Raw genomic sequence first — 25908 nt, 5'->3', positions numbered from 1 at the left:
GAGGCCCGAGCCATGCACCTGTTGCGCACCCAGCCCGGCGGCTTCGTCCCCGACGATGGCATCGCCCACCTGGCCCAGACGCCCGCCGAGCTGGTCATCCTCTGCAGCGGCGACTCGCACCTGGCGCTGCTGGCCGAAGCCGCCCGCACGCTGCCGGAGGACTACCCGAGCCTGCGCCTGGCCAACCCGATGCAGCTGCAGAACCACGCTTCGGTGGACCTCTACGTCGACGAGGTGCTGCAGCACGCCAAGGTCATCCTCATCTCCGTACACGGCGGCGTCGGCTACTGGCGCTACGGCATCGAGCAACTGGTGGCGCTGGCCGAGCGCGGCGCCACGCTGATCCTGGTGCCCGGCGACGACCGCCCCGATCCCGAGCTGGCACGGCTCTGCACCGTTCCCACAGAGGATGCCGAGCGCTACTGGCACTACCTGCGCCAGGGCGGGCTGGACAACGCCCGGCAGCTGTTCGCCTGCCTCGCCAGCCGCTGCCTGGGCCACGCGATGCCCTGGGAGGAGCCCAGGGCGCTGCCCCGCGTCGCGGTCTACCACCCGCGCCAGCCCAACGCCGGGCTCGCCCACTGGCGCGCCGACTGGCAACCCGAGCAGCCGGTGGTGGCGCTGGTGTTCTACCGCACCCACCTGCAGGCGGCGAACACCGGCTTCCTCGACACCTTCTGCGAACGCCTCGCCGCCCAGGGCCTCAACCCCCTGCCCATCGCCGTGGCCAGCCTCAAGGAGGCCGCCTGCCTGGCCACCCTCGAAGACTGGCTGGACGAGGCCGGCGTCGAGCTGATCATCAACACCACCGGCTTCGCCCAGTCCTCGCCGGAGGCCCCCAGCCTGCGCCCGTTCCGCCGCGACGTGCCGGTGTTCCAGGCTATCTGCAGCCTGGACAACCAGCCCCAGTGGGAGGCCAACGCCCAGGGCCTGGGTCCCCGTGACCTGGCCATGCACGTCGCCCTGCCGGAGCTGGACGGCCGCCTCATCACCCGCGCCATCAGCTTCAAGGGCCTGGCCTGGCGCAGCGAGCGCAGCCAGAGCGACGTGGTCTGCTACCTGCCCCATGTCGAGCGCATGGATTTCGTCGCCGAACTGGCGCGGCGCTGGCTGCTGCTGGCGCGCAAGGCCAATGCCGACAAGCGCGTGGCGCTGATCCTCGCCAACTACCCCACCCGTGATGGCCGCATCGGCAACGGCGTGGGCCTGGACACCCCGGCCGGTGCGCTGAACATCCTCCGCGCCCTGGAGGCCCGGGGCTACCCCGTGGCCGGCCTGCCGGAGAGCGGCACCGCCCTTATCCACAGCCTGCTGGGCGGCGTCAGCAACGACCTCGACAGCCTCGACGCCCGCCCCTGCGCCCAGAGCCTGGCTCTGGACGACTACCTCGCCTGCTTCGCCCGCCTCCCCGAAGCCAACCAGCGGGCGGTGACGGAGCGCTGGGGCGAGCCGCAACAGGACCCGATGTTCCGCAGCGGACGGATGATGATCGCCGGCCTGCGCTTCGGCCTCGCCTTCGTCGGCATCCAGCCGGCGCGGGGCTACCAGCTGGACCCGGCGGCTATCTACCACGACCCGTCGCTGGTGCCGCCCCACGGCTACCTGGCGTTCTACTTCTGGCTGCGCGAGGTGTTCGGCGCCGATGCGCTGGTGCACGTCGGCAAGCACGGCAACCTCGAATGGCTGCCCGGCAAGGGCGTCGGCCTGTCCGCCGAATGCTGGCCGGACGCGGTGATGGGTCCGCTGCCGAACATCTACCCCTTCATCGTCAACGACCCCGGCGAAGGCGCCCAGGCCAAGCGCCGCGCCCAGGCGGTGATCATCGACCACCTGATGCCGCCGCTGACCCGCGCCGAAACCTACGGCCCGCTGCGCGACCTGGAGCGCCTGGCCGATGAGTACTACGACGCCTCCCTGCTCGATCCGCGCCGGGCCGTACAGCTGCGCGGCGAAATCCTCGAACTGGTCAGGGCCACCGCCCTCGACCGCGAGCTGGGCCTCAGCCTCAACGACGACGCCGACAGCTGGCTGCCGCAGCTGGACGCCTACCTCTGCGACCTCAAGGAATCGCAGATCCGCGACGGCCTGCACGTGTTCGGCGAATCCCCCGTGGCGGGCCTGCGCGACGACACCCTGCTGTCCCTGGTGCGCATTCCCCGTGCCGACGGCAAGGGCGGCAACGCCAGCCTGCTGCGCGCCCTCGCCCGCGACCTGGCGCTCGGCCGCGACCCGCTCGACCTGGCCTGGGCCGAACCCTGGGAGGGGCCACGCCCCGCCGTGCTCCAAGGCGTCGACGACGCGCCCTGGCGCAGTAACGGCGACACCCGCGAGCGCCTGGAACTGCTGGCCCGCCAGTTGATCGCCAACCCGGCCGCCGAAGCCATCGGCCCCGCCAGCGACGCGGTTATCCACAACCTGCGGCAGGTGATCGCCCCCGCCCTGGACGCCTGCGGCGCAGCGGAAATCGGCGGCGTGCTGGCCGCCCTCGACGGGCGCTTCGTGCCCCCCGGCCCCAGCGGCGCCCCCAGCCGCGGGCGCCTCGACGTACTGCCCACCGGGCGCAACTTCTTCACCGTGGACGTGCGCAACCTGCCCACGCCCACCGCCTGGCGCCTGGGCTTCCAGTCCGCCAGCCTGCTGTTGGAGCGCCACCTGCAGGACGAAGGCGACCACCTGCGCCAGCTCGGCCTGTCCGTCTGGGGCACCGCCACCATGCGCACCGGCGGCGACGACATCGCCCAGGCCATGGCCCTGCTGGGCGTACGCCCGGTGTGGCAGGCCGGCAGCCAGCGCGTGGAGGACTTCGAGATCCTCCCGCTGTCGCTGCTGGACCGCCCGCGCGTGGACGTGACGCTGCGGGTCTCGGGCTTCTTCCGCGACGCCTTCGCCAACCTCATCCGCCTGTTCGACGCGGCCGTGCAGGCCGTCGCCGAGCTGGACGAGCCCGACGACCTCAACCCCCTCGCCGCCCGCGTGCGCCAAGACCGCGCCCGCCTGGAAGGCGAAGGCCTGCCTGCCGAGGCCGCGCGCCGCGAAGCCGGCTGGCGGGTGTTCGGCGCCCAGCCCGGTGCCTACGGCGCGGGCGTGCAAGGGGTGATCGAGGCCCGCACCTGGGAAACCCGCACCGACCTGGCCGAGGCCTACCTCAACTGGGGCGGCTACGCCTACGGGGCCAGCGATGCAGGGACCCCGGCCCGGCAACGCTTCGGCGAGCGCCTGGAAGGGCTGCAGGCGGTGCTGCAGAACCAGGACAACCGCGAGCACGACATCCTCGATTCCAACGACTACTACCAGTTCCAGGGCGGCATGCTCGCCACCGCCGAGACCCTGCGCGGCCAGGCGGTCGCCAGTTACCACGGCGACCACAGCCAGCCGGACCTGCCGCGCATCCGCACCCTGCGGGAGGAACTGGGCCGGGTGGTGCGCGCCCGCGCCGCCAACCCCAAGTGGATCGCCGGCATGAAGCGCCACGGCTACAAGGGCGCCTTCGAACTGGCCGCGACGGTGGACTACCTGTTCGCCTTCGACGCCACCACCCACCTGGTGGACGACCACCAGTACGCCCTGCTGGCCGACGCCTACCTGCTGGATGCCGACACCCGCGCCTTCCTCCAGCAGCACAACCCCGAGTCCCTGCGTGACATCACCGAGCGCCTGCTGGAAGCCCAGCAACGCGGCCTGTGGGAAGAACCGGGGGATTACCGCGAGGCCCTCGAAGACCTGTTGCTGGACATCGAGGAACAGTGACGGCTCAGCCCTGCGCCACGCTGCCGTCTTCCCCCGGCCGGCGTTCGCCGGGGTTCTTGCCCTCGCGGGAGTGGTGTTCGATCACCGCGTTCAGCTCCGCCCCAAGCAGCAGCACCGCCGCCGACAGGTAGAGGTACAGCAGAAGGATGATGATGGCGCCGATGCTGCCGTACATGGCGTTGTAGGTGGCGAAGTGCTGGGCGTAGTAGCTGAAGCCGAACGAGGCCAGCAGCCAGGCCAGCACCGCCAGTACCGAGCCGGGGGTGATGAAGCGGAACTCCTGCTTCACGTCCGGCAGCAGGTAATAGAGGGTCGCCACCACCGCCATCATCAGCAGGATCGCGGCCGGAATGCGCAGCCAGTTCCACAGGATCACCACCGCCTCCTCGATGCCCACCCGCTGCGCCAGCCAGCCCATGGCCTGCGGCCCGGTGATCATCAAGCCCGCCGCCGCCAGCAGGAAGGCCGCCACGCCCAGGGTGTAGAGCACCGAGAGCGGAATGCGCTTCCAGGCCGGGCGGCTCTCCACCACGTCGTAGACCCGGTTCATCGCATCCATGCTCGAACGCACCGCCGACGAGGCGGACCACAGCGCCACCACCGCACCCAGGGAGAACAGCCCGGGCTTCTGCGTCTGCAACTGCTCGATGGCCGGGCGCACCAGGTCCATCGCCTCCACCGGGAGCACCAGCGCCGCCTGGGTCTGCAACCAGTCGAAGAAGGTCGGCAGGTGCAGGAAGCCGATCAGCGCGATCAGCAACAGCAGGAACGGGAACAGGGAAAAGAACATCTGGAAGGCCAGCGCCGAGGCATAGGTCGGCAGTTCATCGTCGATGAACTCGTTGACGGTGCTGACCAGCAGGGTGCGCCCTTTGACGCCCTTCAGGCCCAGGTAGCGGATCATGGCTCGGCTCGCTCTAGTTCCTTGGCAAGGCAATGGACGGCGCAGCGGAGGCAGGAGTTCAGGGGGATTTTCCGACCGGCGGTCAGCCCGGCGCCGCCGCGCCTGGGCCGCGGCATCCCGGAGGGTCGAGGCGTTGCGCCGCGCTGCGCTTTGCGGCCGGCGGGGAATGATCGGCGCCACGACCGGTCTGTACACACAGCTCCCGTTGTCGATGGACCGCCCCGATGCACACGATTCGCCACCCCCTCCACGCGTTGCTCTGCACCCTGCTCCTGCTGGCGCTCTCGGGCTGCGCCAACCTGGCCCCACGGGACCCGGTGCGCATCGACCTGGTGGGCATGGAGCCGGTCCCCGGCCAGGGGCTGGAGATGCGCTTCGTGGTGAAGCTGCGGGTGCAGAACCCCAACGACACGCCCATCCGCTACAACGGCGTCGCCCTGGACCTGGACATCAACGACCAGCCGCTGGCCAGCGGCGTCTCCGACCAGGCCGGGGAAATCCCCCGCTTCAGCGAAACCGTGGTGAGCGTGCCGGTGACCATCTCGGCCTTCTCCGCCCTGCGCCAGGCCTGGGGCGCCACCAGCAGCCGCAACACCCGCGCAGGCATTCCCTACAGCGTGCGCGGCAAACTCGGCGGCGGGTTCTGGGGCACCGTGCGCTTCAACGACAGCGGCGTGCTGAACCTGGCCGAACCGGTGCAGGTGTATTGAGCGGCTGGGTGGCTGGAAGCACAGGCGAGGCGGGGCGGAACAGCGCCCCATGGAGCGAGGTGGCGGGCGAGGCCAAACGGCCCCGCCGGGAACGACCGAGCGCCTAACGCCCCAGCGCCAGGTCCACCAGTAGCTCCAGCGCCTGCGGCACCTCCACCTCCTCGGTGTCGATCACGCATTCGGCGTCCAGCGGCGGCTCGTAGGGGCTGTCGAGCCCGGTGAAGTTGCGGATGCGTCCTTCCTGCGCGGCCTTGTACAGGCCCTTCGGGTCGCGCCGGGCGCAGGCCTCGAAGGAGGTGCTGACGTACACGCAGTGGAACTCGCCCAGCTGGAACAGCGCCCGAGCCGCCTCGCGGTCGGCTCGGAACGGCGAGATGGCGGAGACGATCACCACCAGCCCGGCATCCACCATCAGCCGGGCCACCTCGGCGATGCGGCGGATGTTCTCGCGGCGCGAGGCATCGTCCATGCCCAGGTCACGGCAGAGCCCGTTGCGCACGTTGTCGCCGTCCAGCACGAAGGTGTGCAGGCCACGAGCGTTCAGCTCCATCTCCAGGGCGTTGGCCAGGGTCGACTTGCCGGCGCCGGAAAGGCCGGTCAGCCAGATGCAGCAGGGGCGCTGGTGCTTGATCGCGGCGCGCGCGGACTTGGACAGGGCCAGGTTGTAGGGGCGGATCCACGCCGGCACGGCGGAGGAGTCAGGACTGGGCATAGCCAAGCATCTCGTAGTCGCGTTGATAGGCCCGTCGCACCAGGCGGCGGGTTCGAGCGGTACAGAACTGCCTCACCGGCGCCGCCTGGCGCTCGCATGAGACGTTGGCGCGGGGCAGGTCGGCCTGGACCCCGAGCCGCTGGCAGAGACGGTGGAAATCATGCGCCATGTTTTCCTGGCGGCCAATGAAATCCACGGCCAGTTGCCCGAGCGAATCGACCAGGAAATCGGTCTGCGGCGCAAAGTGTAGCTGGCGGTGGAGATTGTCCGGGTGCAGCCAGCGGGCGACGAACTCGTCGAAGTCGCGGAAGCTGCGCACCAGGCGCTGGGCCTCGGCATCGCGGGTCGACAGCGGGTTGCCCCGCAGGAAGGCATAGGCCGAATAGGCCCGCTCCAGCGGGTCGCGCACGAAAGTGAACTTGAAGCTTTCGGCGTACTGCTCCGGGAACTGCCGCTCGTACCAGTACAGCGGCAGGTGGCCGGGGTACCAGCCATCGAACAGGCTGAGGCAGACACTGCTGCCGGCGCACTTGGGCACGTGGATGAACAGGCAGGCGCGCTGCTGGAACGGCTCGGGAAACGCGAGGTTGGCCGACATCGCCTTGTTAACGGCCTGGCGATCCACCACCGAGAGGCGGTCCAGCAGGAAGCGCCGTTGCGCCTTGGGCAGGAGTTTCCAGAGGAGGCGTTGCAGCATCGGGTGGTCCTGGTGGTACGGGGGCCTCACGGCCCTACGGTTGAGGTCGCGCCACATCCCTGTACGCAAGAGCAGTCATGCTCCCTGCGAAAACCTTATCAACCGCGATGCCACGGCTTATGCCCAGTTGGTAAAGAGTGTCAGCAAACCGATACAAAGCCCGGCCCGCACAGCCACCGCCAATCCGAGGCTAAAACCCTATACACTATGCGGCCTTTTTCGTGCCACACAGTGAGTACCCCGTGAGCAACCTGCCACCCTGCCCCAAGTGCAATTCCGAATACACCTACGAAGACGGCGCGCTGCTGATCTGCCCCGAATGCGCCCACGAATGGTCCGCCGAGGCTGGCGAAGCCGCCGCTGAAGAAGGCCGCGTGATCAAGGATTCGGTCGGCAACGTGCTGCAGGACGGCGACACCATCACCGTGATCAAGGACCTGAAGGTCAAGGGTTCGTCCCTGGTGGTGAAAGTGGGCACCAAGGTGAAAGGCATCCGCCTGGTGGACGGCGACCACGACATCGATTGCAAGATCGACGGCATCGGCGCCATGAAGCTCAAGTCGGAGTTCGTGCGCAAGGTCTGACCCCCGCACCTCCGCGTCACGGGCGCACCCTCGCGGTGCGCCCGGCTCGTTTCAACCGCGCAGGCGCGCGGCCGCCTCCAGCAGCATCCGCTGCGTCCCCTCCCAGCCCAGGCAGCCATCGGTGATGGACACGCCGTAGCGCAGCTCGCACGACAGCGATTGGGCACCGTCGAACAGGTGACTCTCGATCATCACCCCGCGCAGGGCGTCCTGGCCGGCCAGGCGCTGGTCGATCACGTCCGTCAGCACTGCCGGCTGGCGCAGCGGGTCCTTGCCACTGTTGGCGTGGCTGCAGTCCACCAGGATGCGCGGCGCGATCCCCAGTTTCTCCAGCCCTTCGCGGGCCGCCTGCACGCTGGCGGCATCATGGTTCGGGCCTTTGTGGCCACCGCGCAGCACCAGGTGGGTGTCCGGGTTGCCGGCGGTTTCCACCAGCGCCGGGCGACCCTGGGCATCGAGGCCGAAGTGCTGGTGAGCGTGGGCCGCCGAGCGCATGGCATCGGTGGCGATGCCGAGGCTGCCGTCGGTGCCGTTCTTGAAGCCCACCGGCAGGTCCAGGCCGCTGACCATCTCGCGGTGGATCTGCGACTCGCTGGTACGCGCGCCGATGGCCGCCCAGCTCAGGGCGTCGTCCAGGTAGCCGGCCACCAGCGGCTGCAGCAGCTCGGTGGCCACCGGCAGGCCGAGCCCGGCGATCTCCAGCATCAGCCGGCGGCTCAGGGCCAGGCCCTCGGCCATGTCGCCGCTGCCGTCCAGGTGCGGGTCGTACACCAGGCCCTTCCAGCCGACGGTGGTGCGCGGCTTCTCGACGTAGGCGCGCATCACCAGCAGCAACTGGTCGCTCACCAGCGGGGCCAGGGCCGCCAGGCGGCGGGCGTAGTCCAGGGCGGCCTCCGGGTCGTGGATCGAGCAGGGGCCGACCACCACCAGCAGGCGCGGATCCTCACCATCCAGCACGGCGCGCACGGCTTCGCGCTGGGCCTGGATCTGGCGGGCCAGTTCGACGGACAGCGGCAAGCGGCGGCGCAGCTCGGCGGGGGTGGGCAGGGGGCGGGTGGTGCGGGAGGACGATGCCGGCGCATCCAGGGCAACGACGTGCAGGGGCTGGGCGGCGGTGGACAGGGCGGAAACGGACGAATTCATGGCTGGGTTCCTCGGCCGGCGCGGCAGGTCCGCGCGCGGCGCACTAACTGGGTGTTCGACTTGTCGGTGTGGGGGTGCGGGTGGAGCGGCTAAATCGCCAGTCGGTGCGGTAATAGCGATAGGTGCGGTAGCTGATCATGGTGCGATCCTCGGTAACGTCGTGGTGGTCTTGTGGACCGTCGGAAAACAAAAACCCCCGGTCGGGTTGCCGACCGGGGGTTTCGTGGAGCTTTGGCGGCGACCCTGCTGGAGTGGGCCGCCTGATGGGTATCAGGTCAGCCCGTGGCTAAACCAATACCCGTAGAAATAGCCGGTCGCAGTGGCCACGCGCGCACCCGCCACGGCCAGGGCCGGAGCAGCGATGAGCGAAGTGGACGGACGGTGCGACATGACGATCTCCAAAGCGAATGCTGGCTAACCTACTGCATCCCGAGGCGCCGTTCAATCACGGATTTCTATCGGCTGCATCGGCCTTTCGCTACCATGCGCGGCATGTCTGAGCAGGAACCCACCATGTCCGAACCTGGCCACTATCCCCTCAGCGCCGTGGTCGGCGCCGACGCGTTGAAGCTCGCGCTCTACCTCGCCGCCATCGACCCCGCCATCGGCGGCGTGCTGATCGAAGGCCCGCGCGGCATGGCCAAGTCCACCCTGGCCCGGGGCATCGCCGACCTGCTGCCGCGCGGCATCTTCGTCACCCTGCCCCTGGGCGCCAGCGAGGACCGCATCGTCGGCACCCTGGACCTGGACGCCGCCCTCGGCGAAGGCCGCGCGCGCTTCTCCCCCGGCCTGCTGGCCCGCGCCCACGAGGGCGTGCTCTACGTGGACGAAGTGAACCTGCTGCCGGACCACCTGGTGGACCTGCTGCTGGACGTCGCCGCCAGCGGCACCAACCGTGTCGAGCGGGACGGCCTGTCCCACGCCCACCCGGCGCGCTTCGTGCTGATCGGCACCATGAACCCCGAAGAAGGCGAACTGCGCCCGCAACTGCTGGACCGCTTCGGCCTCAAGGTCAGCCTCGACCACGCCCCGGCTCCGGCCGAACGCGCCGAGATCATCCGCCGTCGCCTGGCCTTCGACGCCGACCCCGCTACCTTCATCGCCCGCTGGAGCGCTGACCAGCAGGCCCTGGCCCGCCGCTGCCAGGACGCCCGCGAACACCTCGCCACCATCCCGCTGGACGACCACGCCCTGGACGCCATCGCCCAGCGCTGCTTCGACGCCGGCGTCGACGGCCTGCGCGCCGACCTGGTCTGGCTGCGCGCCGCCCGCGCCCACGCCGCCTGGCGCGGCGCGACCGCCATCGCCCCCGAGGACATCGACGCCGTCGAGCACTTCGCCCTCGCCCACCGTCGCCACCACGCGCCGCCGCCGGCCGCACAGCCACCCCGCGAAGCGCCTGCCCAGGCCCCTCGCCCCCAGCAGGACGCCAGCGGCGAAGGCCAATGGGGCGAACTGCCCGCCCAACCCATGCCCACCGGGGAGCGCAGGGCCCTGCCCGCCTGGCCAAAAAAGCCCTGAGCACCCGCCCGCGCCACGCCAAGGGGACGGGTGCCAAGCCCCGGCCAGGGCGCCTCGGCCAAGGCCGCAGCGGCGCCCGCAGTCCCGGCCAAGGGGGCGCCATCGCCTGGCTGCCGACCCTGCTGCGCGGCCGCCCGCGCCGGGCCGAGGACCTCATCCGTACACCCCGCAGCCGCGCGGCGGAACAGCTCTGGCTGGTGATCGTCGACGCCTCCGCCTCCACCCGCCGCCACGGCGCCCTGTCCCGTGCCAAGGGGCTGCTGGCCCAGCTCTTCGATGACGCCTACAAGGCACGCGCACGCCTCGCCGTGCTCGCGGCCAGCGGTCGCCAGGCCCAGTGGCATTGGCAGGGCCGCAAGGCCGACGCCCGCCTGCAGCCCTGGCTGCAGGGCCTCGGAGCCGGCGGCGGCACGCCCCTGCCCGACGCCCTGGCCCAGGCCGCCTGCTGGCTGGCCACGCGCCAGCGGCAACGGCCCAGCGAAGAGCAGCGCGTGCTGATCCTCACCGACGGCCGCCTCAAGGACCTGCCAGCCCTGCAACCCCTGGGCTGCACCACCCTGCTGGTGGACATCGAGTCCGGCCCCATCCGCCTCGGCCGCGCCCGCCAGCTCGCCACCCTCCTCGAAGCCGAGTACCAGGCGCTGGCGGATTGATCCATCAGGGGTACACGGATTGAGACACCGCCCGTAGGGTGGGCTTCAGCCCACCAGCTCGTAGCCCGGACTTCAGCCCGGGACCGGGGTTATCCCCAAGGCTGCGTGCCTGGAATTGGTGGATGGAAAGAACGCCATCCCCCACGCGAGCCCCACTCACGACCACACCACCTCGTCCATCAACCGCCTGGTGGAGCCACAAGGCGCGCGCGCCCGTGTTAGGGTCCACCCCTTTTTCCCGTTCGGAAGCGCCCATGACCCACGCCGTGCCCTGTGCCGACAGCCCTGCCACCCGCCTGGCCACGCGCCTGGCGTTCTTCGTCTCCGGTTTCGGCATGGCCTGCTGGGCGCCGCTGGTGCCCTATGCGAAGGCGCGCCTGGACATCGGCGAAGCGGTGCTGGGGCTGTTGCTGCTGTGCCTGGGGGCCGGCTCGATGCTGTCGATGCCGGTGGCCGGTGTGCTGGCGGGGCGGATCGGGGCGCGCCCGGTGATCCTGGTGGGCGGGGTGGGCCTGTGCTGCGCCATGCCGCTGTTGGCCGGCGCGGATTCCAGCCTGCTGCTGGCCCTCGCGCTGGCGCTGTTCGGCGCCTCCCTGGGCGCCATGGACGTGGCGATGAACATCCACGCCGTGGAGGTGGCGAACGATGCACCGGTGCCGCTGATGTCGGGCTTCCACGGCCTGTTCAGCCTCGGTGGCTTCGTCGGTTCCCTGGGCATGACCGGCCTGCTGGCGGCCGGCCTGGCACCGCTGCCGGCGATCCTCGTCGCCCTGCTGGTGGTGATCGCCGGCCTCGCCCTCGCCGCCCCGCGCCTGTTGCGCACCCGCTCGGGCGGCAGCGGGCCGCTGTTCGTGGTGCCGCGCGGGCTGGTCCTGCTGCTGGGGGCGCTGACCTTCGCCATGTTCCTGGCCGAAGGCGCGCTGCTGGACTGGGGCGCCATCCTGCTGGTGGAGACGCGCCAGTTCGACCCGGCCAAGGCCGGGATCGGCTACGCACTGTTCTCGTTGGCGATGCTCAGCGGTCGGCTCACCGGGGACCGGGTGATCGCCCGGCTGGGGGAATACCGCGTACTGGTGGGCGGCGGCCTGCTGGCCACGGCCGGCTTCGCGCTGATGCTGCTGGCGCCGCACACCGTCCTGGCACTGGCGGGCTTCCTGCTGGTGGGGCTGGGCGCGGCCAACATCGTGCCGGTGCTGTTCAGCGCTGCCGGTCGCCAGGGCACCATGCCGGCCAATCTCGCCGTGGCGGCGGTGACCACCGTGGGCTACGCCGGCGTGCTCGCCGGGCCGGCACTGGTGGGCTTCGTCGCCCAGGGGCTGGGGCTGGTGACGGCCTTCGTGATCCTCGGGGTGCTGATGCTCTCGGCCCCGCTGACGGCGCGCTGGTTCGTGCGCTGACCCGTTCAGCGGTCAGCAGAGTTGTATCTCTCGCAAGCCGGCGCGGTGAGCGCCAGCAAGCGGTGGTTGTAGCGTTTGGCGAAATCCCGGGCCGGCTGCTGGAGTTCAGCCATTTCCTCGGTACAAACCACGTCCGAGGTGCCCGGCACGACTCGGGTGGGAAACGGCCCCAGGCACTCAAGTGTCGCCGGGGACAGCCCCGGAAGCGTCCCCGTGTAACCGAGGACGAGCATGAATTCGATACGCCCCGCACGGGCTGCTTCCAGCGCCAGCGCCTCGGGCGACTGTTTCAGCAAGGCATTCAACGCGGCGGCCTCTTCACGCTGCGGCGGGCAATCCGGATCAGCCTGAGCCTTAGCCTGAACGAGGACGACAGTGGACAAGGCAAGACCCCAGGCAAAAGCCGACCGGCTCATCACAGCTCCATGCAGGCCGGGCATCCCGGCCCGGCATCTGTCCGTTTAGCGAAGAGCAACGCTCACCCCTTCATCAACAACTCCGGCACCGCCCGCTCTTCGACGATGCGCGCCTGCACCCAGCGCAGCACCTGCTCTTCGCTCTCCAGGCGGTACCACTCGCCTTCCGGGTAGAGGCTGGCGGTGGGGCCGAGGTCGCAGGGGTATTGGCACTGGGTACGGGTGATGTGCACGCCGCCTGCGCATTCCAGCTTGCCGGCGGCCTTGAGGGTCTCCCGCAGCTTTTTCCACAGCGGCAGCGCGCCCCGGCGGGTGCAGCGCGGGCCGTTGCACAGCAGCAGGCGCCGGGCATGGGGCGGAATGCAGGACCAGGCGTGGCTCTCCGGCAACGCCGGCACCTCGGCGCAGGCCAGGTGCAGTTCGGTACGCGCCACCAGGGCGCAGGCGGCGCCGGCCGGGTCGCTGTCGTACTGGCCCAGCAGGCTGGCGATGAACAGCTGCTCCGGGGCCGGGTACTGGCCGAGTTCGCTGCGCAGCCAGTCCAGGTGCGGCGGCGTGCTCTGCGGGTCGAGGTCGATCACCAGCAGCGGGCGCGGGCTGGCCTGTACGGCCTCGCGCAGGGCGTCGAGGCCGGTGCCGGTATCGATCACATCGGCCAGCGCGGCCTCGCCCCGCAGGGCGACCAGTTGGCGGCGGAACAGCTCAGCGAAGGCGCCCTCGGCAAGATCGGGCCCGGCGAACAGCACGCGGGCGTAAACGGTGGCGGTCATGGTGTGTCCAGGTAGGGGCCGAGGGCCTGCCAGAGGGCCTCGACCGAGTCGAATTCGCGGGTCACCGGCGGCAATGCCGGGCGCTTGAGGATGAGCACCGGCAGGCCGCGCTCACGGGCCACCTGCAACTTGGGTTCGGTGGACTGGCTGCCGCTGTTCTTGCTGATCAGCACGTCGGTGCCGAGGCGCTCGAACAGCGCACGCTCCTCGTCCAGGTGGAACGGCCCGCGCGAGCCGATCACCTCGAAGCGCTCGCCGGGGGCCTGCCCCTGCAGGCAGCGCACCGTCCAGTGCTGGTGCTCGGGCACGCTGTGCAGGTGCTCCAGCGGCTCGCGGCCGAGGGTGAAGAAAGGCCGGCGGAACGGCGCCAGCGCGGCCATCAGGCCGGCCCAGTCGTCCACCTCGCGCCAATCGTCACCGGGGCCGGCCTGCCAGCCGGGGCGGCGCAGCGCCCAGCAGGGCACCCCAGCCAGTTCGGCGGCGCGGGCGGCGTTGTGGCTGATCTGCGCGGCATAGGGGTGGGTGGCGTCCAGCAGCAGATCGATGCCTTCCTGACGAAGGTACTGCGCCAGCCCGTCCGCCCCGCCGAAACCGCCCACGCGCACCTGGCAGGCCAGGTCCTGGGGCACCTTGCCGAGGCCGGCGAGACTGTAGACATGGGCGGGGCCGAGGCGACGGGCCAGGGCCAAAGCCTCGGTCACGCCGCCCAGCAGCAGGAGGCGGCTCATGGCTTGAATGCTTCCAGCAGGGTGATGGGCAGGGCCGAGCGCCAGGTGTCGAAGTCCCCCAGCGGCTGGGCCTGGGCGACGGCAATGCGGGTCAGGCTGCCGCCGTGCTCGGCGCGGAAGGCCACCAGGGTCGCCTCGCTCTGCAGGGTCACGGCGTTGGCCACCAGGCGACCGCCCGGCTTGAGCCGCGCCCAGCACTGCGCCAGCACGCCGGGGTCGGTGACGCCGCCGCCGATGAAGATGGCATCCGGCGCCGGCAGGCCCTCCAGTGCGGCCGGGGCTTCGCCGGCCACCAGCTGCAGACCGGGCACGCCGAGGGCATCGCGGTTGTGCTGGATGTGCGCCTGGCGCCCGGCGTTGGCCTCGATGGCCAGGGCACGGCACGCCGGATGGGCGCGCATCCACTCGATGCCGATGGAACCGCAGCCGGCGCCCACGTCCCACAGCAGCTCGCCGGGGCGCGGCGCCAGGCGGGCCAGGGTGACGGCGCGGACATCGCGCTTGGTGAGCTGGCCGTCGTGGCGGTAGGCGTCGTCGGGCAGGCCGCAGGTGACCGGCAGCGCGCGGGTGCCGGGGTCGGCCGCCACCTCCACCGCCACCAGGTTGAGGTCGGCCACCGCCACGTCGCTCCAGGCGTTGGCCAGGCCGTCGAGCCGGCGCTCCAGGGGGCCGCCCAGGTGCTCCAGAACGGTGAGGCGACTGGCGCCGAAGCCGCCCTCGGCCAGCAGCGCCGCCAGGGCCGCCGGGGTGCGGCCATCGTTGCTCAGCACCAGCAGCCGCGCGCCAGGGTGCAGGTGGCCGTTGAGCACCGCCAGGGGCCGCGCCACGGTGGACAGCAGCGTCACCTCCTGCAGCGGCCAGCCCAACCGTGCCGCCGCCAGGGCTGCGGACGAAGGCGCCGACAGCACCTGCATCTCCTCGGCCGGCACCTGCCGCGCCAGGCTGGCGCCCACGCCGAACAGCATCGGATCGCCACTGGCCAGCACACACAGGGCCGTACCCCGCCGCGCCAGCACCGGTTCCAGGGAGAACGGGCTCGGCCAGGGCGTACGCACGGCACGGACGCAGCGCGGCAGCAGCGCCAGCTGACGCGGCGCTCCCACCACTTCAGTGGCCCCCAGCAGCGCATGGCGCGCCGCCTTGCCGAGGCCCGCATAGCCGTCCTCACCGATACCCACAACCGTCAGCCAGGGCTGCATGGAAACTCCCGTCTCTAGCGAGGTGTCAGCCGCTTGCCGTTCCGACAGGCAGCCTTTTCCTCATGTCGCGCAAAGCGGGCATAATAGCGCCCTTCATCGGTTGCCGGCCCCTACAGGCGCTGGCCAGCGTCCATCCGGACACTGAGGGAACACGGTCGCACCGTGGCTGCCCCCGCAACTGTAAGCAGCGAGTCCACGCACCCTGGCCACTGAGCAGCGCTCGGGAAGGCCGCGGAGGATGACGACCTGCCAGCCAGGAGACCTGCCGGTGAAACCAGTCGCGTGTGAGCGCATCGGGCGGGGTGTATCGATGCAAACGTGTCCCTGGGCTAGGGATATTCCGGTCGCCGCGACGCCAACCAGGGTGACCCGTTGAAACAGGCCGAATCCGCTGCCGCCACCGTCCGCCCCTCGGCCTGCCCGGGGTTGTTGCGCATCGTGCAATCCGGCGATGGCGGCATCTGCCGCATCAAGCTGCCCTGTGGCCGCCTCCAGGCCCGCCAGGCCCGCGCCGTGGCCGCAGCCGCCCGGCAGTACGCCAGCGGCGTGATCGAGGCCACCAACCGCGCCAACCTGCAGATCCGCGGCGTTCGGATCGGTGCCGAAGCGGCGCTGATCGACGCACTGCTGGCCGCCGACCTGGGCGCCCCCTCGCCGGGTGCCGACGACGTGCGCAACCTGATGGTCAGCCCTCTGCTGGGCCTGGTGCCCGGCCACGAAACGACCGCTGCCCTGGCCGACCGCCTGCTGGCCCTGCTGCAGGACACCCCGCGCTTCCACGCCCTGTCGCCCAAGTTCGCCCTGCTGCTGGACGGCGGCGAAGCCCTGGCCATGCTGGAGCACCCCCACGACCTCTGGCTCTGCGCCCTCGGGCCGCAGGCCGACGCCCTCTTCGCCTTCGGCCTGGCCGGGTGCCCGCCGCAACAGGCGTACGACGCCCCCGCCCTGGGCGCCGTGCCCGCCGCCCAGGTGCCGGCCCTGGTGGAGGCGCTGCTGCACCTGTTCCTCGACCGCGCCCGCCCCGAGCAGACGCGCATGCGCCACCTGCTGGCCGACCTCGGCCCCACCGCCCTGCTGGCAGAGCTGGAAGCCCGCCTCGGCGCGCCCCTGCATGCCGTGCCGGACTGGCGTCGCGACAGCGCCGGCGCCCTCGGCCACCTGGGCGCCGTGGCTGGCCGCCATGCCGGCGCCGCCGCCCCCCTCGGCCGGCTCGATGCCGAACAACTGATGGCCCTGGCCGACCTGGCGGACCAGCAGAGCGACAGCCACCTGCGCCTCACCCCCTGGCAATCGGTGCTGCTGCCGGCCCCCCGCGACCTCGACGGTACCCTCGCCGCCCTCGCCGCCCTGGGCCTGGTCACCGACCCCGACGCGCCCCTGGCCCGGCTCATCGCCTGCACCGGCTCCAGCGGCTGCCCACGCAGCCTGGCCGACACCAAGGCCGACGCCCTGGCCCTGGCGCCGCACCTGCCGCCCCGGGTGCAGCTGCACCTGACCGGCTGCCCGCGCTCCTGCGCCGCCGCCCACGTCGCGCCCTTCACCCTGCTGGCCCGCGAACCGGGCCGCTACGACCTCTACCAGCGCGCCCGCAGCGGCTTCGGCCTGCTGCTGGCGAGCGACCTCGACCTCGAACAGGCCAGCGCCCGACTGGCCGCCACTCCTGACAGCTGGAGCTCCACCGAATGATCGATTACATCCGCGATGGTCAGGAGATCTATCGCCATTCCTTCTCCATCATCCGCGCCGAGGCGGACCTCAGCGCCATCCCGCCGGACCTGGAGAAGCTCGCCGTGCGCGTCATCCACGCCTGCGGCATGGTCGACGTGGTGCAGGACCTGGCCTTTTCCCCCGGAGCAGGTGCCGCCGGCCGCGCCGCCCTGGCCGCTGGCGCGCCGATCCTCTGCGATGCGCGCATGGTGGCCGAAGGCATCACCCGCGCGCGCCTGCCGGCCAACAACCCGGTCATCTGCACCCTCAACGACCCCGGCGTGCCGGAGCTGGCCCGCGAACTGGGCAATACCCGCTCGGCAGTGGCCCTGGAGCACTGGCGCGCGCACCTGGAAGGCAGCGTGGTGGTGATCGGCAACGCCCCCACCGCGCTGTTCTACCTGCTGGAGATGCTCGACGCCGGCGCCCCGAAACCGGCGCTGATCCTCGGCTTCCCGGTGGGCTTCGTCGGCGCGGCCGAGTCCAAGGACATGCTCGCCGCCGACAGCCGCGGCGTGCCCTACGTGGTGGTGCGCGGCCGTCGCGGCGGCAGCGCCATGGCCGCCGCCGCCGTCAACGCCCTGGCCACGGAGGTGGAGTGATGAGCGGCAAGGGACGGCTGATCGGCCTCGGCGTGGGCCCGGGCGATCCGGAACTGATCACCCTCAAGGCCCTGCGCCTGCTGCAATCGGCCCAGGTGGTGGGCTACTTCGTCGCCAAGGCCAAGGCCAATCGCGGCGAGGGTGGCAACGCCTTCGGCATCATCGAGCAGCACCTGGTGGACGCCCAGGTGCGCATGCCGCTGGTGTACCCGGTGACCACCGAGAAGCTGGAGCCGCCGCTGTCCTATGAAACGGTGATCAGCGACTTCTACGACACCGCCGCCCAGCAGGTGGCCGAGCACCTCGACGCCGGCCGCGACGTGGCAGTGATCTGCGAAGGTGACCCGTTCTTCTATGGCTCCTACATGTACCTGCACGACCGCCTGGCCGACCGCTACGAGGTGGAGGTGGTGCCCGGCGTGTGTTCCATGCTCGGCAGCGCCGCCGTGCTCGGCCTGCCGCTGGTGTACCGCAACCAGAGCCTCTCGGTGCTCTCCGGGGTGCTCCCCGAGGCTGAACTCAAGGCCCGCCTGGCCACCGCCGAAGCCGCCGTGGTGATGAAGCTCGGGCGCAACTTCGACAAGGTGCGCCGCGTGCTGGGCGAGCTGGGCCTGGCCGACCGCGCCCACTACGTCGAACGCGCCACCATGGCCAACCAGCGCATCGTGGCGCTGGACGAGGTGGACCCGATGGCCTCGCCGTACTTCTCGATGATCCTGGTCCCCGGCCAGAAATGGAGGGGCTGATGAACGCCCCCGCCATCGTCCTCCTCGGCAACGGCGGCCTGGCCGTCGCCCGTCGACTCCAGGCGCTTTATCCACAGGCCCGGGTGCTCGGCCTCGCCGGCCGCGTCGACGGTGCCGACGAGCGCTACAGCGAGTTCGGTGAGACCCTGCGCGAGCTGTACCGCAACGACACCCCGATCATCGCCCTGTGCGCCGCCGGCATCGTCATCCGCACCCTCGCACCGCTGATCGCCCACAAGGGCGCCGAACCGCCGGTGCTGGCCCTGGCCGAAGACGGCAGCGCCGTGGTGCCGCTGCTCGGCGGCCTGGGCGGGGTCAACAGCCTGGCCCGCGAGATCGCCGCCTGGCTGGACGTGGCCCCGGCCATCACCACCAGTGGCGAACTGCGCTTCGGCACCTGCCTGCTGGACCCGCCGGAGGGCTACGCCCTGGCCGACCTGGAACAGGGCAAGCGCTTCGTCGCCGACCTGCTCGGCGGCCAGACACTGCACGTGGCCGGTGAAGCCCCCTGGCTGGAAGCCGTCGCCCTGCCCCGCGACAGCGCCGCCAAGCTGACCCTGCACATCACCCCCGAACAACGCCCTGCCGCCCGCGACGAACTGCTGATCCACCCCCGCGTGCTGGTGCTGCGCGTGGAGGGCGAGGCCTCGGCCGAGGCCATCCGCCAGGCCCTCGCCACTGCCAGCCTGGCCCCCCAGGCCCTGGCCTGCCTGGTGGCCGACCCAGCGCGCATGAGCGACGCCGGGCTGGCCGCCACGGCCGCCGAACTGCGCGTGCCGCTGCGCTTCGCCAGCGATGACGCCGACCTGCCCGCGCCGGTCGCCCGCCTCGGCGCAGTGCAGCTGTACCGCGCCGACGCGCCCCTGGACCCGACCCGCATCGGCCAGGCCCGGGGCCGGCTGACGGTGATCGGCCTCGGCCCCGGCGACCCGGCCTTCATGACCCCCGCCACCCGTCAGGCCCTCGACGAAGCCCAGGACCTGCTGGGCTACGAAACCTACATCCGCATGGCCGGCCCGCTGCGCGCCGACCAGGTGGCCCACTGCACCGACAACCGCGAAGAACTGCAACGCGCCCGCCACGCCTTCGAGCTGGCCGCCAGCGGCCGCCGGGTGGTGGTGGTGTCGTCCGGTGATCCGGGCGTGTTCGCCATGGCCGCCGCCGTGCTGGAAGCCCTCGACGAATCCCGCGACCCGGCCTGGCAACAGGTGGACCTGCAGATCCAGCCGGGCGTCTCCGCCGCCCTGGCCACCGCAGCCAAGGCCGGTGCGCCGCTCGGCCACGACTTCTGCCTGATCTCGCTCTCGGACAACCTCAAACCCTGGGACGTGATCGAACGGCGCCTCGACCACGCCGGCGCCGCCGACTTCGCCATGGCCTTCTACAACCCCATCTCCAAGGCCCGCCCCTGGCAACTGGCCCGCGCCCTGGAGATCGTCCGCCAGCACCGCACGCCCGAGACCCTGGTGGTGCTCGGCCGCGACATCGGCCGCCCGGCGGAGAAGCTCACCGTGACGACCCTCGGCGACCTCACCCCCGACCAGGTGGACATGCGCACCCTGGTGATCATCGGCTCCTCCCTCACCCGCCGCATCCCCCGCCCCGACGGCCACGAATGGGTCTACACCCCGCGCTGGTATCGCTGAGCCTCATCCTTCGGGATAACTCCAGTTCCCGGGCTGAAGCCCGGGCTACGGCGGTGGATCGGTAGTCACCGGATGGCATGGTGGGCTGGGTGCGGAATGATGCGGTTCGCATAGCTCACCGCATCCTACGAACTCACACCGTTCCGGCGTCGAGACGGTGGAGCGCGATCCACCCGGCGCGGGCTCGCGTGGGGTGGATGACGCTCTTTTCATCCACCAACTCCCGGCACCCAGGCCTTGGGGATACCCCCATAGATCGGCGCTCACCGGATGGCACGGCGGCCCCCGTAGGATGGGCTGAGCTGTGCGAAGCCCATCATCCCGGGCGGGGCTTGGATTGATGCGGTTCGCATAGCTCACCGCATCCTACGAACTCACTCCGTTCTGGCGTCGAGACGGTGGATCGGTGGAGCGCGATCCACCCTACGGGGCAGCGGCGGCGCGGGCTCGCGTAGGGTGGATGACGCTCTTTTCATCCACCAAGTCCAGGCACACGGCATTGGGAGTGGGCGGGTCAGGCATCAGCCTGGGGGCGGCCTCGGCGGCGGAATTCAACGGGGGTTTCGCCGACCCAGCGTTTGAAGGCGCGGTAGAAGGTGCTGGGTTCGGAGAAGCCGGTGCGTTCGACGATCACCTCGATGCGTTCGTCGGTCTTGAGCAGCAGTTCCTTGGCCAGGCGGCAGCGGTAGTCGGTGACCAGGTCGTTGAAGCGCACGCCGGCCATGGCCAGGCGTTCGCGCAGGCGGCGGGCGGGCATGTTGAGGCGGGCGGCGACCTGTTCCAGGGTGGCGCCGCCGTCCACCAGCAGTTCGCCGATCAGCTCGCGCACCTTGCGCACCAGGTCCAGCCGTTCCACTTCCGCCAGTTGCCGACGGGCCAGGGACTCGTGCATGCGCAGCAGTTCCGGCGCGGCATGGCGCGAGGCCTTGTCCAGCACGGCGGCGTCGAACACCAGCGCGTAGCGCTCGGCGCCCAGGCGTGCCGGGCAGCCGTAGACCGCCTGGTAGCGCTCGGCCGGCGCGCCCTCGGCGTGCATCAGCAGCACCTCGCGGGGGATGAAGTCACCTTCGGTCAGCGCATGGAACAGGCGGATCACCGCCCCGGCGAGCATCTCCGGGAAGTGCCGGTTGCTGCCGATGCTCTGGCCCAGGGACAGCACGGCGCGGTCGCCGTCCACTTCCAGGCGGGCATTGAGGGTGTCGGAGAGCAGGCGCACGTAGCGCAGGGCGTGGCGCAGGCCATCGCCGAAGGTTTCGCTGGAGAGGAAGAGGTATTCCAGCAGCAGGCCATGGAAGGCCGGCAGGTGGCCGGCCAGGTAAAGGCCGACATGCTCCTCCCCGCACTCTTCCGCCGCGGCCCGCCAGAACTGGGCCTGGGCAGCATGGGGGAAGCGTCCGGCGGGCAGGCCGCCCGCTGGCAGGCCGAGCCGCCCCAACACCTTGTCAGGGTCGGCGCCGCTGGCGCGCAGGGCGTCGATCACCGCGCGCATCAGCGCCACGTCGTCGGTCAGGTCACGCATCATTTTCCGAATTCTTGTCATGCGAGGCGGGGGCCATCTTATGCAGCTTTTTACCGTGCGCTCAAGGCGCGCTTGAGCCGCCCGGACGGATTGACTGCCCTGCCAGGACGCCATGCGGCGCGGCCAATGTGCCGCCGGACGGGGCGGCTAAGCTGCATCGCGTTCGCAACGAGGAGATCGCCCATGGCCACCGACTGGCTCGACCTGCCCACCCTCCCGGCCCTGCCCGGCCTGTTCCTGCGTGCCGCCCTGCGCCGTGGTGCCAGCGGGCGCACCCTGCCCGACCTCGGCCTGCGCACCCAGGTGGAGGTAGATGCCCGCCACCTGGCGCGCTACCGCCAGGTCTGCGGCTTTGGCGACAACGGCCGGCTGCCGGCCACCTACCCGCACATCCTCGCCTTCCCGCTGCAGATGCAACTGCTGACCGACAAGCGCTTCCCCTTCCCGCTGCTCGGCCTGGTGCACCTGGAGAACCGCATCCGCGTGCTGCGCACCCTCGGCGGCCTCGGGCCGTTCCGCGTCAGCGTCGCCGTGCAGGACCTGCGCCCCCACGACAAAGGCGCCACCTTCAGCCTCATCACCCGCCTGGAGGACCAGCTCGGCCTGCTCTGGGAAGGCGACAGCCGCATCCTCTACCGGGGCCTGCGCCTGGAGGGCGCCCCCGCCCCGCGCGAGGAGGTCGACGCCCTGCCGCTGACCGAGCTGGACCACTGGCGCGCCACCAAGGACATCGGCCGGCGCTACGCCCGCGTCGCCGGCGACTACAACCCCATCCACCTCAGCGCCCCCAGCGCCAAGCTGTTCGGCTTCCCCCGCGCCATCGCCCACGGCCTGTGGAACAAGGCGCGCACCCTGGCCGCCCTCGGCGCCCACCTGCCGGATGCCGGCTACGAAGTGGAGGTGCGCTTCCAGAAGCCCGTCCTGCTGCCTGCCGAAGTGCGCCTGCTGGCCAGCGCCGCCGGCCCCAGCGGCCAGTTCGCCCTGCGCGGCAAGGACGACCTGCCGCACATGGCCGGCAGCTGGGCACCGCTGGCCGACTAGCACCAGCGCCGCCCCCTGCGCGGCGCTTGCACCCCGCCGTCCCCGGCACCAAGCTATGCGGCCTCCCAGGAGAGCCGCATGAACCTCGACGCCATTACCCGCCGCCTGCACGCCATTCGTGACCACAACGACTGGCGCCAATTCCACAGCCCCAAGAACCTGGCCATGGCCGCCAGCGTGGAGATGGCCGAGCTGGTGGAAATCTTCCAGTGGCTGACGGAAGACCAGTCCCGCCAGCTCGACGCCGACACCCTCCACCACGCCGGCCAGGAAGTGGGCGACGTGATCCTCTACCTGCTGCTGATGTGCAGCGAGCTGGGCATCGACATGAACCAGGCCGTGCTGGACAAGCTGGCCGACAGCGAACGGCGCTTCCTGCCATGACCGACGACCGCCATTTCGACGCCCTCGCCGCGCGCTTCGCGGAGAAGATCTACGGCGGCGCCAAGGGCGCCATCCGCCTCGCCGTGCTCCAGGCCGACCTCGGCGAAGCCCTGCCCGAACGCCCCCTGCGGGTGCTCGACGTTGGCGCCGGGCTCGGCCACATGAGCCTCTGGCTGGCCCAGTGCGGCCACCAGGTGACCCTCGCCGAACCGGCCGAACCGATGCTCGACGGCGCCCGCGAGCGCTTCGCCGAAGCCGGCTGCCAGGCCACCTTCATCCAGGCCCCCTGGCAGGCCCTGCCGGAGCAGCTCGACGGCCGCTTCGACCTGGTCATCTGCCACGCCGTGCTCGAATGGCTCGCCGAGCCCCACGCCATCCTCCCGGCCCTGCACGCCCTCACCGCCCCGGAGGGCTGGCTGTCCCTGGCGTTCTACAACCGCGATGCGCTCATCTACCGCAACCTGCTCAAAGGGCACTTCCGCAAGCTGCGGCGCAACCGCTTCGCCGGTGAAGGCCAGAGCCTCACCCCCCAGCGCCCGCTGGACCCGCGCGAGCTGGCCGCGCAACTCGGCACGCACTGGCGTGTCCAAGCGCAGAGCGGCATCCGCGTGTTCCACGACTACATGCCCAGCGAGTTCCAGGCCCGTGCCGAACTGGCCGACCTGCTGGAGATGGAACTGGCCCACCGGCGCCACCCGGCCTTCGCCGGCCTGGGGCGCTATCTACACTGGATCTGCCGCCCGCTATGAGCAGCGCCCCGGAAACGGGGCACCCAGAACCCGCCTCGACGGAGGCCACCATGCACCGCGCCACCCTCATCGCCAGCCTGCTGGTGCTCAGCGCCTGCCAGAGCCCCAACCCCTACCAGGCCCAGTCCCTGCCCATGCCGCCGGCCCCGCCCGGCGCCGCCACCCACTTCGACCGCAGCGCCTACCCCGCCGCCCCGCGCGACTTCGGCCGCTACCGCAGCTGGAGCTGGCAGGACGGCCGCCTGCCCGCCGGCAACACCTGGGTCACCCCCGAGCAGATGGCCGAGATCGTCAACGCCGGGCTCGACCAGCGCGGCCTGCGCCAGGCCCACGACCCGGCCGGCGCCGACCTGCGGGTGAGCGCCAGCCTGCGCTTCGAGAAACGCCTGCGCCAATACGAAGACCGCAGCGGCGTCTACTACGGCAACGACCCCTGGGGCGACCGCTACGGCGGCTGGGCCAGCGCCCCGCTGGTACGTACCTACGAGGTGCAGGTGGCGGTGGTCTACCTGGAGTTCCGCGACGCCCGCGATGGTCAGGTGGTGTGGACCGGCAGCGCCGAAACCGACGCCAGCGGCGAGCGCAGCGACCGCAACCAGGCCCTGCGCGAGGCCACCGCCGAAGCCCTCGGCGAGTACCCCCCGCGCTGAAGCGAACCCCCGACAGCGTGCAAAACCTTGACCCAGACCCTTGCCGGCCACCCCGGCATGGGATTGGATAGGCCCCCCGGCCTAGGAGACCCACCATGATCCGCCGCCTGTTCCTGCTCGCCTCCGTCCTGCTGCTGGCCGCCTGCCAGAGCGTGGAGATCGACCGCGACTACGACCGCACCCGCGACTTCGGCGCCTACCGCAGCTGGGCCTGGAAAGAGCCCGCCCTGCAGTACCGCCCCGACGACCCGCGCCTGAAGAGCGACCTCACCGAACAGCGCCTGCGCGACGCCCTCACCCAGCATCTCGACCAGCGCGGCCTGCGCCCCGCTGCACCCGGCGCCCGCGCCGACCTCTTGGTGCAGAGCTGGCTGATCGTCGACGACCGCCAGCAGCAGGTCAGCACCAACTACGGCGGCTACTGGGGCGGCAGCTGGGGCAACTACTGGGGCGGCCCCGGCCTGACCGAAACCCGTACCTACGACTACCAGGTGGGCACCCTGCAGGTGGACCTCTACGACAGCAAGGACGGCAAGCTCGTCTGGCGCGGCAGCGCCGCCCAGATCCTCCCCGCCACCCCGCCCAGCCCCGCCGAGCGCGAAGCCGCCATCCGCGACACCATCGGCCGCATCCTCGACCACTACCCGCCCCGATGAGCCCCGCCATGCCCGCACTCAGCCACCGCCCCGTGGGCGCGGACGACCTCGCCGAGGTCGTCCGCTTCCCCCGCGACGCCGACGAACTCTTCTTCGCCTACCCCCGCGCCACCTGGCCCTTCAGCGTCGAGCAACTGGCCGACGCCATCGCCCAGCGCCAGGGCAGCACCGTCGCCCTGCTGGACGGGCGCATCGCCGGCTTCGCCAACTTCTACCAGTGGGAACCGGGCGCCTACTGCGCCCTCGGCAACATGCTCGTGGCCGACTGGGCCCGTGGCCAGGGCGTGGCGCAGTACCTCATCGGCGTGATGGAACAGCAGGCCCGCGCCGGCTACGACGCCAAGCTGATGAAGATCTCCTGCTTCAACGCCAACACCGGCGGCCTGCTGCTCTACACCCGCCTCGGCTACCAGCCCCGCGCCATCGTCGAGCGCCAGGCACCGGGCGGCCAGCGCGTGGCCCTGGTGCAGATGGAGAAACCCCTGGTAGATACCGCTTCATGACCCTTCGCCTCGCCCACCCCGCCGACCTGCCCGCCCTGGGCGACATCGAACGGCTCGCCGCCGAACGCTTCAGCACCACCCACCTGCCCGCGCACCTGCGCGGCCACACACTGCCGCGCGACGTGCTCCAGCGCGGGTTAGAGGCCGGGTTGCTGTGGGTGGTGGAACACGCCGGGCACGCCGTCGGCTTCCTGCTGGCCGAGCGTGAAGGCCAGGGGCTGCACATCGCCGAAGTCAGCGTGCACCCCGACCATGGCGGCCAGGGCCACGGCCGCGCCCTGCTGGAGGCCGCCGCCGAACGCGCCCGCACCGAAGGGTTGCCCTGCCTCACCCTCACCACCTTCGCTGACGTGCCCTGGAACCGCCCCTTCTACGAACGCGCGGGCTTTCAGGTACTGGCCGAAGCCGCCTGCGACAGCGCCCTCGCCGCGCACCTTGCCGCCGAGCGTGAAGCCGGCCTCAGCGGGCGCGTGGCCATGCGGCGGGTTGTTGGCTGAGGTCGGGGCCGTCGATAAACTGCGCCG

At 71.2% G+C, this 25908-nt stretch carries 26 protein-coding genes and 1 riboswitch; of the genes, 17 read left to right on the top strand and 9 right to left on the bottom strand.

What is annotated here, in order from left to right:
- Positions 1-12: 12 nt before the first annotated feature.
- Positions 13-3747 (top strand): cobaltochelatase subunit CobN, encoded by a 3735-nt coding sequence (gene cobN / locus RTK35_RS23630; protein ID WP_316909137.1) that lies wholly within the window; start codon positions 13-15, stop codon positions 3745-3747.
- A 4-nt stretch (positions 3748-3751) separates the two neighbouring features.
- Here cobN and RTK35_RS23625 read toward each other — a convergent pair whose 3' ends face one another.
- The gene (locus tag RTK35_RS23625; protein ID WP_142012372.1) at positions 3752-4651 is read right to left on the bottom strand and encodes a YihY/virulence factor BrkB family protein; all 900 of its coding nucleotides are present in this window, start codon (positions 4649-4651) and stop codon (positions 3752-3754) included.
- Between the two features lie 233 nt (positions 4652-4884).
- Here RTK35_RS23625 and RTK35_RS23620 point away from each other — a divergent pair, with 233 nt between their 5' ends.
- Positions 4885-5361: an LEA type 2 family protein gene (locus tag RTK35_RS23620; RefSeq protein WP_410478710.1), complete on the top strand. Its 477-nt coding sequence runs from the start codon at positions 4885-4887 to the stop codon at positions 5359-5361.
- A 103-nt stretch (positions 5362-5464) separates the two neighbouring features.
- Here the strand turns inward: RTK35_RS23620 and cysC are convergent, their stop codons facing one another.
- Positions 5465-6073 carry an adenylyl-sulfate kinase gene (cysC, locus tag RTK35_RS23615; RefSeq protein WP_044402573.1) on the bottom strand — a complete coding sequence of 203 codons (609 nt, stop codon included), beginning with the start codon at positions 6071-6073 and terminating at the stop codon, positions 5465-5467.
- Entirely contained in the window at positions 6060-6770 is a 711-nt protein-coding gene (locus RTK35_RS23610; protein WP_107331005.1) for a sulfotransferase family 2 domain-containing protein, read from the bottom strand. Before RTK35_RS23610 ends, cysC begins: the two co-directional genes overlap by 14 nt.
- Before the next feature lie 242 nt (positions 6771-7012).
- Between RTK35_RS23610 and RTK35_RS23605 the strand changes: the two genes are divergently transcribed.
- Positions 7013-7354 (top strand): zinc ribbon domain-containing protein YjdM, encoded by a 342-nt coding sequence (locus RTK35_RS23605; protein WP_044402578.1) that lies wholly within the window; start codon positions 7013-7015, stop codon positions 7352-7354.
- 51 nt (positions 7355-7405) lie between these two features.
- On the opposite strand, the gene RTK35_RS23600 is transcribed toward RTK35_RS23605, so the two are convergent.
- Complete coding sequence (locus tag RTK35_RS23600) at positions 7406-8497, bottom strand: 3-deoxy-7-phosphoheptulonate synthase (RefSeq protein WP_253124622.1); 1092 nt, start codon at positions 8495-8497, stop codon at positions 7406-7408.
- 513 nt (positions 8498-9010) lie between these two features.
- Between RTK35_RS23600 and RTK35_RS23595 the strand changes: the two genes are divergently transcribed.
- The 3 genes from RTK35_RS23595 to RTK35_RS23585 all read left to right on the top strand — a co-directional run bounded on the left by RTK35_RS23595 (position 9011) and on the right by RTK35_RS23585 (position 12068).
- A complete protein-coding gene (locus RTK35_RS23595; protein ID WP_316909135.1) occupies positions 9011-10018 on the top strand; it encodes an ATP-binding protein in 1008 nt (335 codons plus the stop codon).
- Positions 9943-10671, top strand: a complete 729-nt coding sequence (locus tag RTK35_RS23590) for a vWA domain-containing protein (protein ID WP_316909134.1) — start codon at positions 9943-9945, stop codon at positions 10669-10671. The genes RTK35_RS23595 and RTK35_RS23590 overlap by 76 nt, the downstream gene beginning before the upstream one ends.
- Before the next feature lie 254 nt (positions 10672-10925).
- Positions 10926-12068: an MFS transporter gene (locus RTK35_RS23585; RefSeq protein WP_074972778.1), complete on the top strand. Its 1143-nt coding sequence runs from the start codon at positions 10926-10928 to the stop codon at positions 12066-12068.
- Between the two features lie 5 nt (positions 12069-12073).
- Here the strand turns inward: RTK35_RS23585 and RTK35_RS23580 are convergent, their stop codons facing one another.
- The 4 genes from RTK35_RS23580 to cbiE form a co-directional block, all read right to left on the bottom strand.
- Entirely contained in the window at positions 12074-12484 is a 411-nt protein-coding gene (locus RTK35_RS23580; protein WP_316909133.1) for a hypothetical protein, read from the bottom strand.
- A 62-nt stretch (positions 12485-12546) separates the two neighbouring features.
- A complete protein-coding gene (locus RTK35_RS23575) occupies positions 12547-13254 on the bottom strand; it encodes a (2Fe-2S) ferredoxin domain-containing protein (protein ID WP_074972774.1) in 708 nt (235 codons plus the stop codon).
- Positions 13251-13982 (bottom strand): cobalt-precorrin-6A reductase, encoded by a 732-nt coding sequence (locus RTK35_RS23570; protein ID WP_160483150.1) that lies wholly within the window; start codon positions 13980-13982, stop codon positions 13251-13253. The genes RTK35_RS23575 and RTK35_RS23570 overlap by 4 nt, the downstream gene beginning before the upstream one ends.
- Positions 13979-15181 carry a precorrin-6y C5,15-methyltransferase (decarboxylating) subunit CbiE gene (gene cbiE / locus RTK35_RS23565; RefSeq protein ID WP_308724542.1) on the bottom strand — a complete coding sequence of 401 codons (1203 nt, stop codon included), beginning with the start codon at positions 15179-15181 and terminating at the stop codon, positions 13979-13981. The genes RTK35_RS23570 and cbiE overlap by 4 nt, the downstream gene beginning before the upstream one ends.
- Before the next feature lie 80 nt (positions 15182-15261).
- Positions 15262-15466, top strand: a riboswitch (cobalamin riboswitch).
- Between the two features lie 87 nt (positions 15467-15553).
- On the opposite strand from cbiE, the gene cobG reads away from it, so the two are divergent.
- Genes cobG through cobJ form a run of 4 tightly spaced genes read left to right on the top strand, consistent with a single transcriptional unit; the run spans position 15554 to position 19882 of the window.
- Positions 15554-16867, top strand: a complete 1314-nt coding sequence (gene cobG / locus RTK35_RS23560) for a precorrin-3B synthase (protein ID WP_316909132.1) — start codon at positions 15554-15556, stop codon at positions 16865-16867.
- Positions 16864-17490, top strand: coding sequence for a precorrin-8X methylmutase (locus tag RTK35_RS23555; protein ID WP_044411259.1), 627 nt, complete (start codon positions 16864-16866; stop codon positions 17488-17490). The genes cobG and RTK35_RS23555 overlap by 4 nt, the downstream gene beginning before the upstream one ends.
- Entirely contained in the window at positions 17490-18236 is a 747-nt protein-coding gene (locus RTK35_RS23550) for a precorrin-2 C(20)-methyltransferase (RefSeq protein WP_202119880.1), read from the top strand. Before RTK35_RS23555 ends, RTK35_RS23550 begins: the two co-directional genes overlap by 1 nt.
- Positions 18236-19882, top strand: a complete 1647-nt coding sequence (gene cobJ / locus RTK35_RS23545) for a precorrin-3B C(17)-methyltransferase (RefSeq protein ID WP_316909131.1) — start codon at positions 18236-18238, stop codon at positions 19880-19882. Before RTK35_RS23550 ends, cobJ begins: the two co-directional genes overlap by 1 nt.
- A 514-nt stretch (positions 19883-20396) precedes the next feature.
- On the opposite strand, the gene RTK35_RS23540 is transcribed toward cobJ, so the two are convergent.
- On the bottom strand, positions 20397-21401 hold the full coding sequence (locus RTK35_RS23540; protein WP_044411304.1) for an AraC family transcriptional regulator: 1005 nt from the start codon (positions 21399-21401) through the stop codon (positions 20397-20399).
- A 183-nt stretch (positions 21402-21584) separates the two neighbouring features.
- On the opposite strand from RTK35_RS23540, the gene RTK35_RS23535 reads away from it, so the two are divergent.
- The 7 genes from RTK35_RS23535 to RTK35_RS23505 all read left to right on the top strand — a co-directional run bounded on the left by RTK35_RS23535 (position 21585) and on the right by RTK35_RS23505 (position 25881).
- Entirely contained in the window at positions 21585-22442 is an 858-nt protein-coding gene (locus RTK35_RS23535) for a MaoC family dehydratase (RefSeq protein ID WP_316909130.1), read from the top strand.
- A gap of 78 nt (positions 22443-22520) precedes the next feature.
- Positions 22521-22826 (top strand): nucleotide pyrophosphohydrolase, encoded by a 306-nt coding sequence (locus RTK35_RS23530; protein WP_044411248.1) that lies wholly within the window; start codon positions 22521-22523, stop codon positions 22824-22826.
- Positions 22823-23575, top strand: coding sequence for a methyltransferase domain-containing protein (locus RTK35_RS23525; protein ID WP_316909129.1), 753 nt, complete (start codon positions 22823-22825; stop codon positions 23573-23575). The genes RTK35_RS23530 and RTK35_RS23525 overlap by 4 nt, the downstream gene beginning before the upstream one ends.
- 50 nt (positions 23576-23625) lie before the next feature.
- On the top strand, positions 23626-24225 hold the full coding sequence (locus RTK35_RS23520) for a DUF4136 domain-containing protein (RefSeq protein ID WP_142012405.1): 600 nt from the start codon (positions 23626-23628) through the stop codon (positions 24223-24225).
- A 95-nt stretch (positions 24226-24320) separates the two neighbouring features.
- Entirely contained in the window at positions 24321-24881 is a 561-nt protein-coding gene (locus tag RTK35_RS23515) for a DUF4136 domain-containing protein (RefSeq protein ID WP_316909128.1), read from the top strand.
- An 8-nt stretch (positions 24882-24889) separates the two neighbouring features.
- A complete protein-coding gene (locus RTK35_RS23510) occupies positions 24890-25384 on the top strand; it encodes a GNAT family N-acetyltransferase (protein WP_208276529.1) in 495 nt (164 codons plus the stop codon).
- The gene (locus RTK35_RS23505) at positions 25381-25881 is read left to right on the top strand and encodes a GNAT family N-acetyltransferase (RefSeq protein ID WP_316909127.1); all 501 of its coding nucleotides are present in this window, start codon (positions 25381-25383) and stop codon (positions 25879-25881) included. Before RTK35_RS23510 ends, RTK35_RS23505 begins: the two co-directional genes overlap by 4 nt.
- Positions 25882-25908 lie beyond the last annotated feature (27 nt).

The sequence above is a fragment of the Pseudomonas sp. zfem003 genome (assembly GCF_032621675.1).
Classification (GTDB): Bacteria; Pseudomonadota; Gammaproteobacteria; order Pseudomonadales; family Pseudomonadaceae; genus Metapseudomonas; species Metapseudomonas otitidis.
The sequence above is the reverse complement of the archived record's forward strand: the minus strand, read 5'-3'. Positions and strand labels throughout refer to the sequence as shown.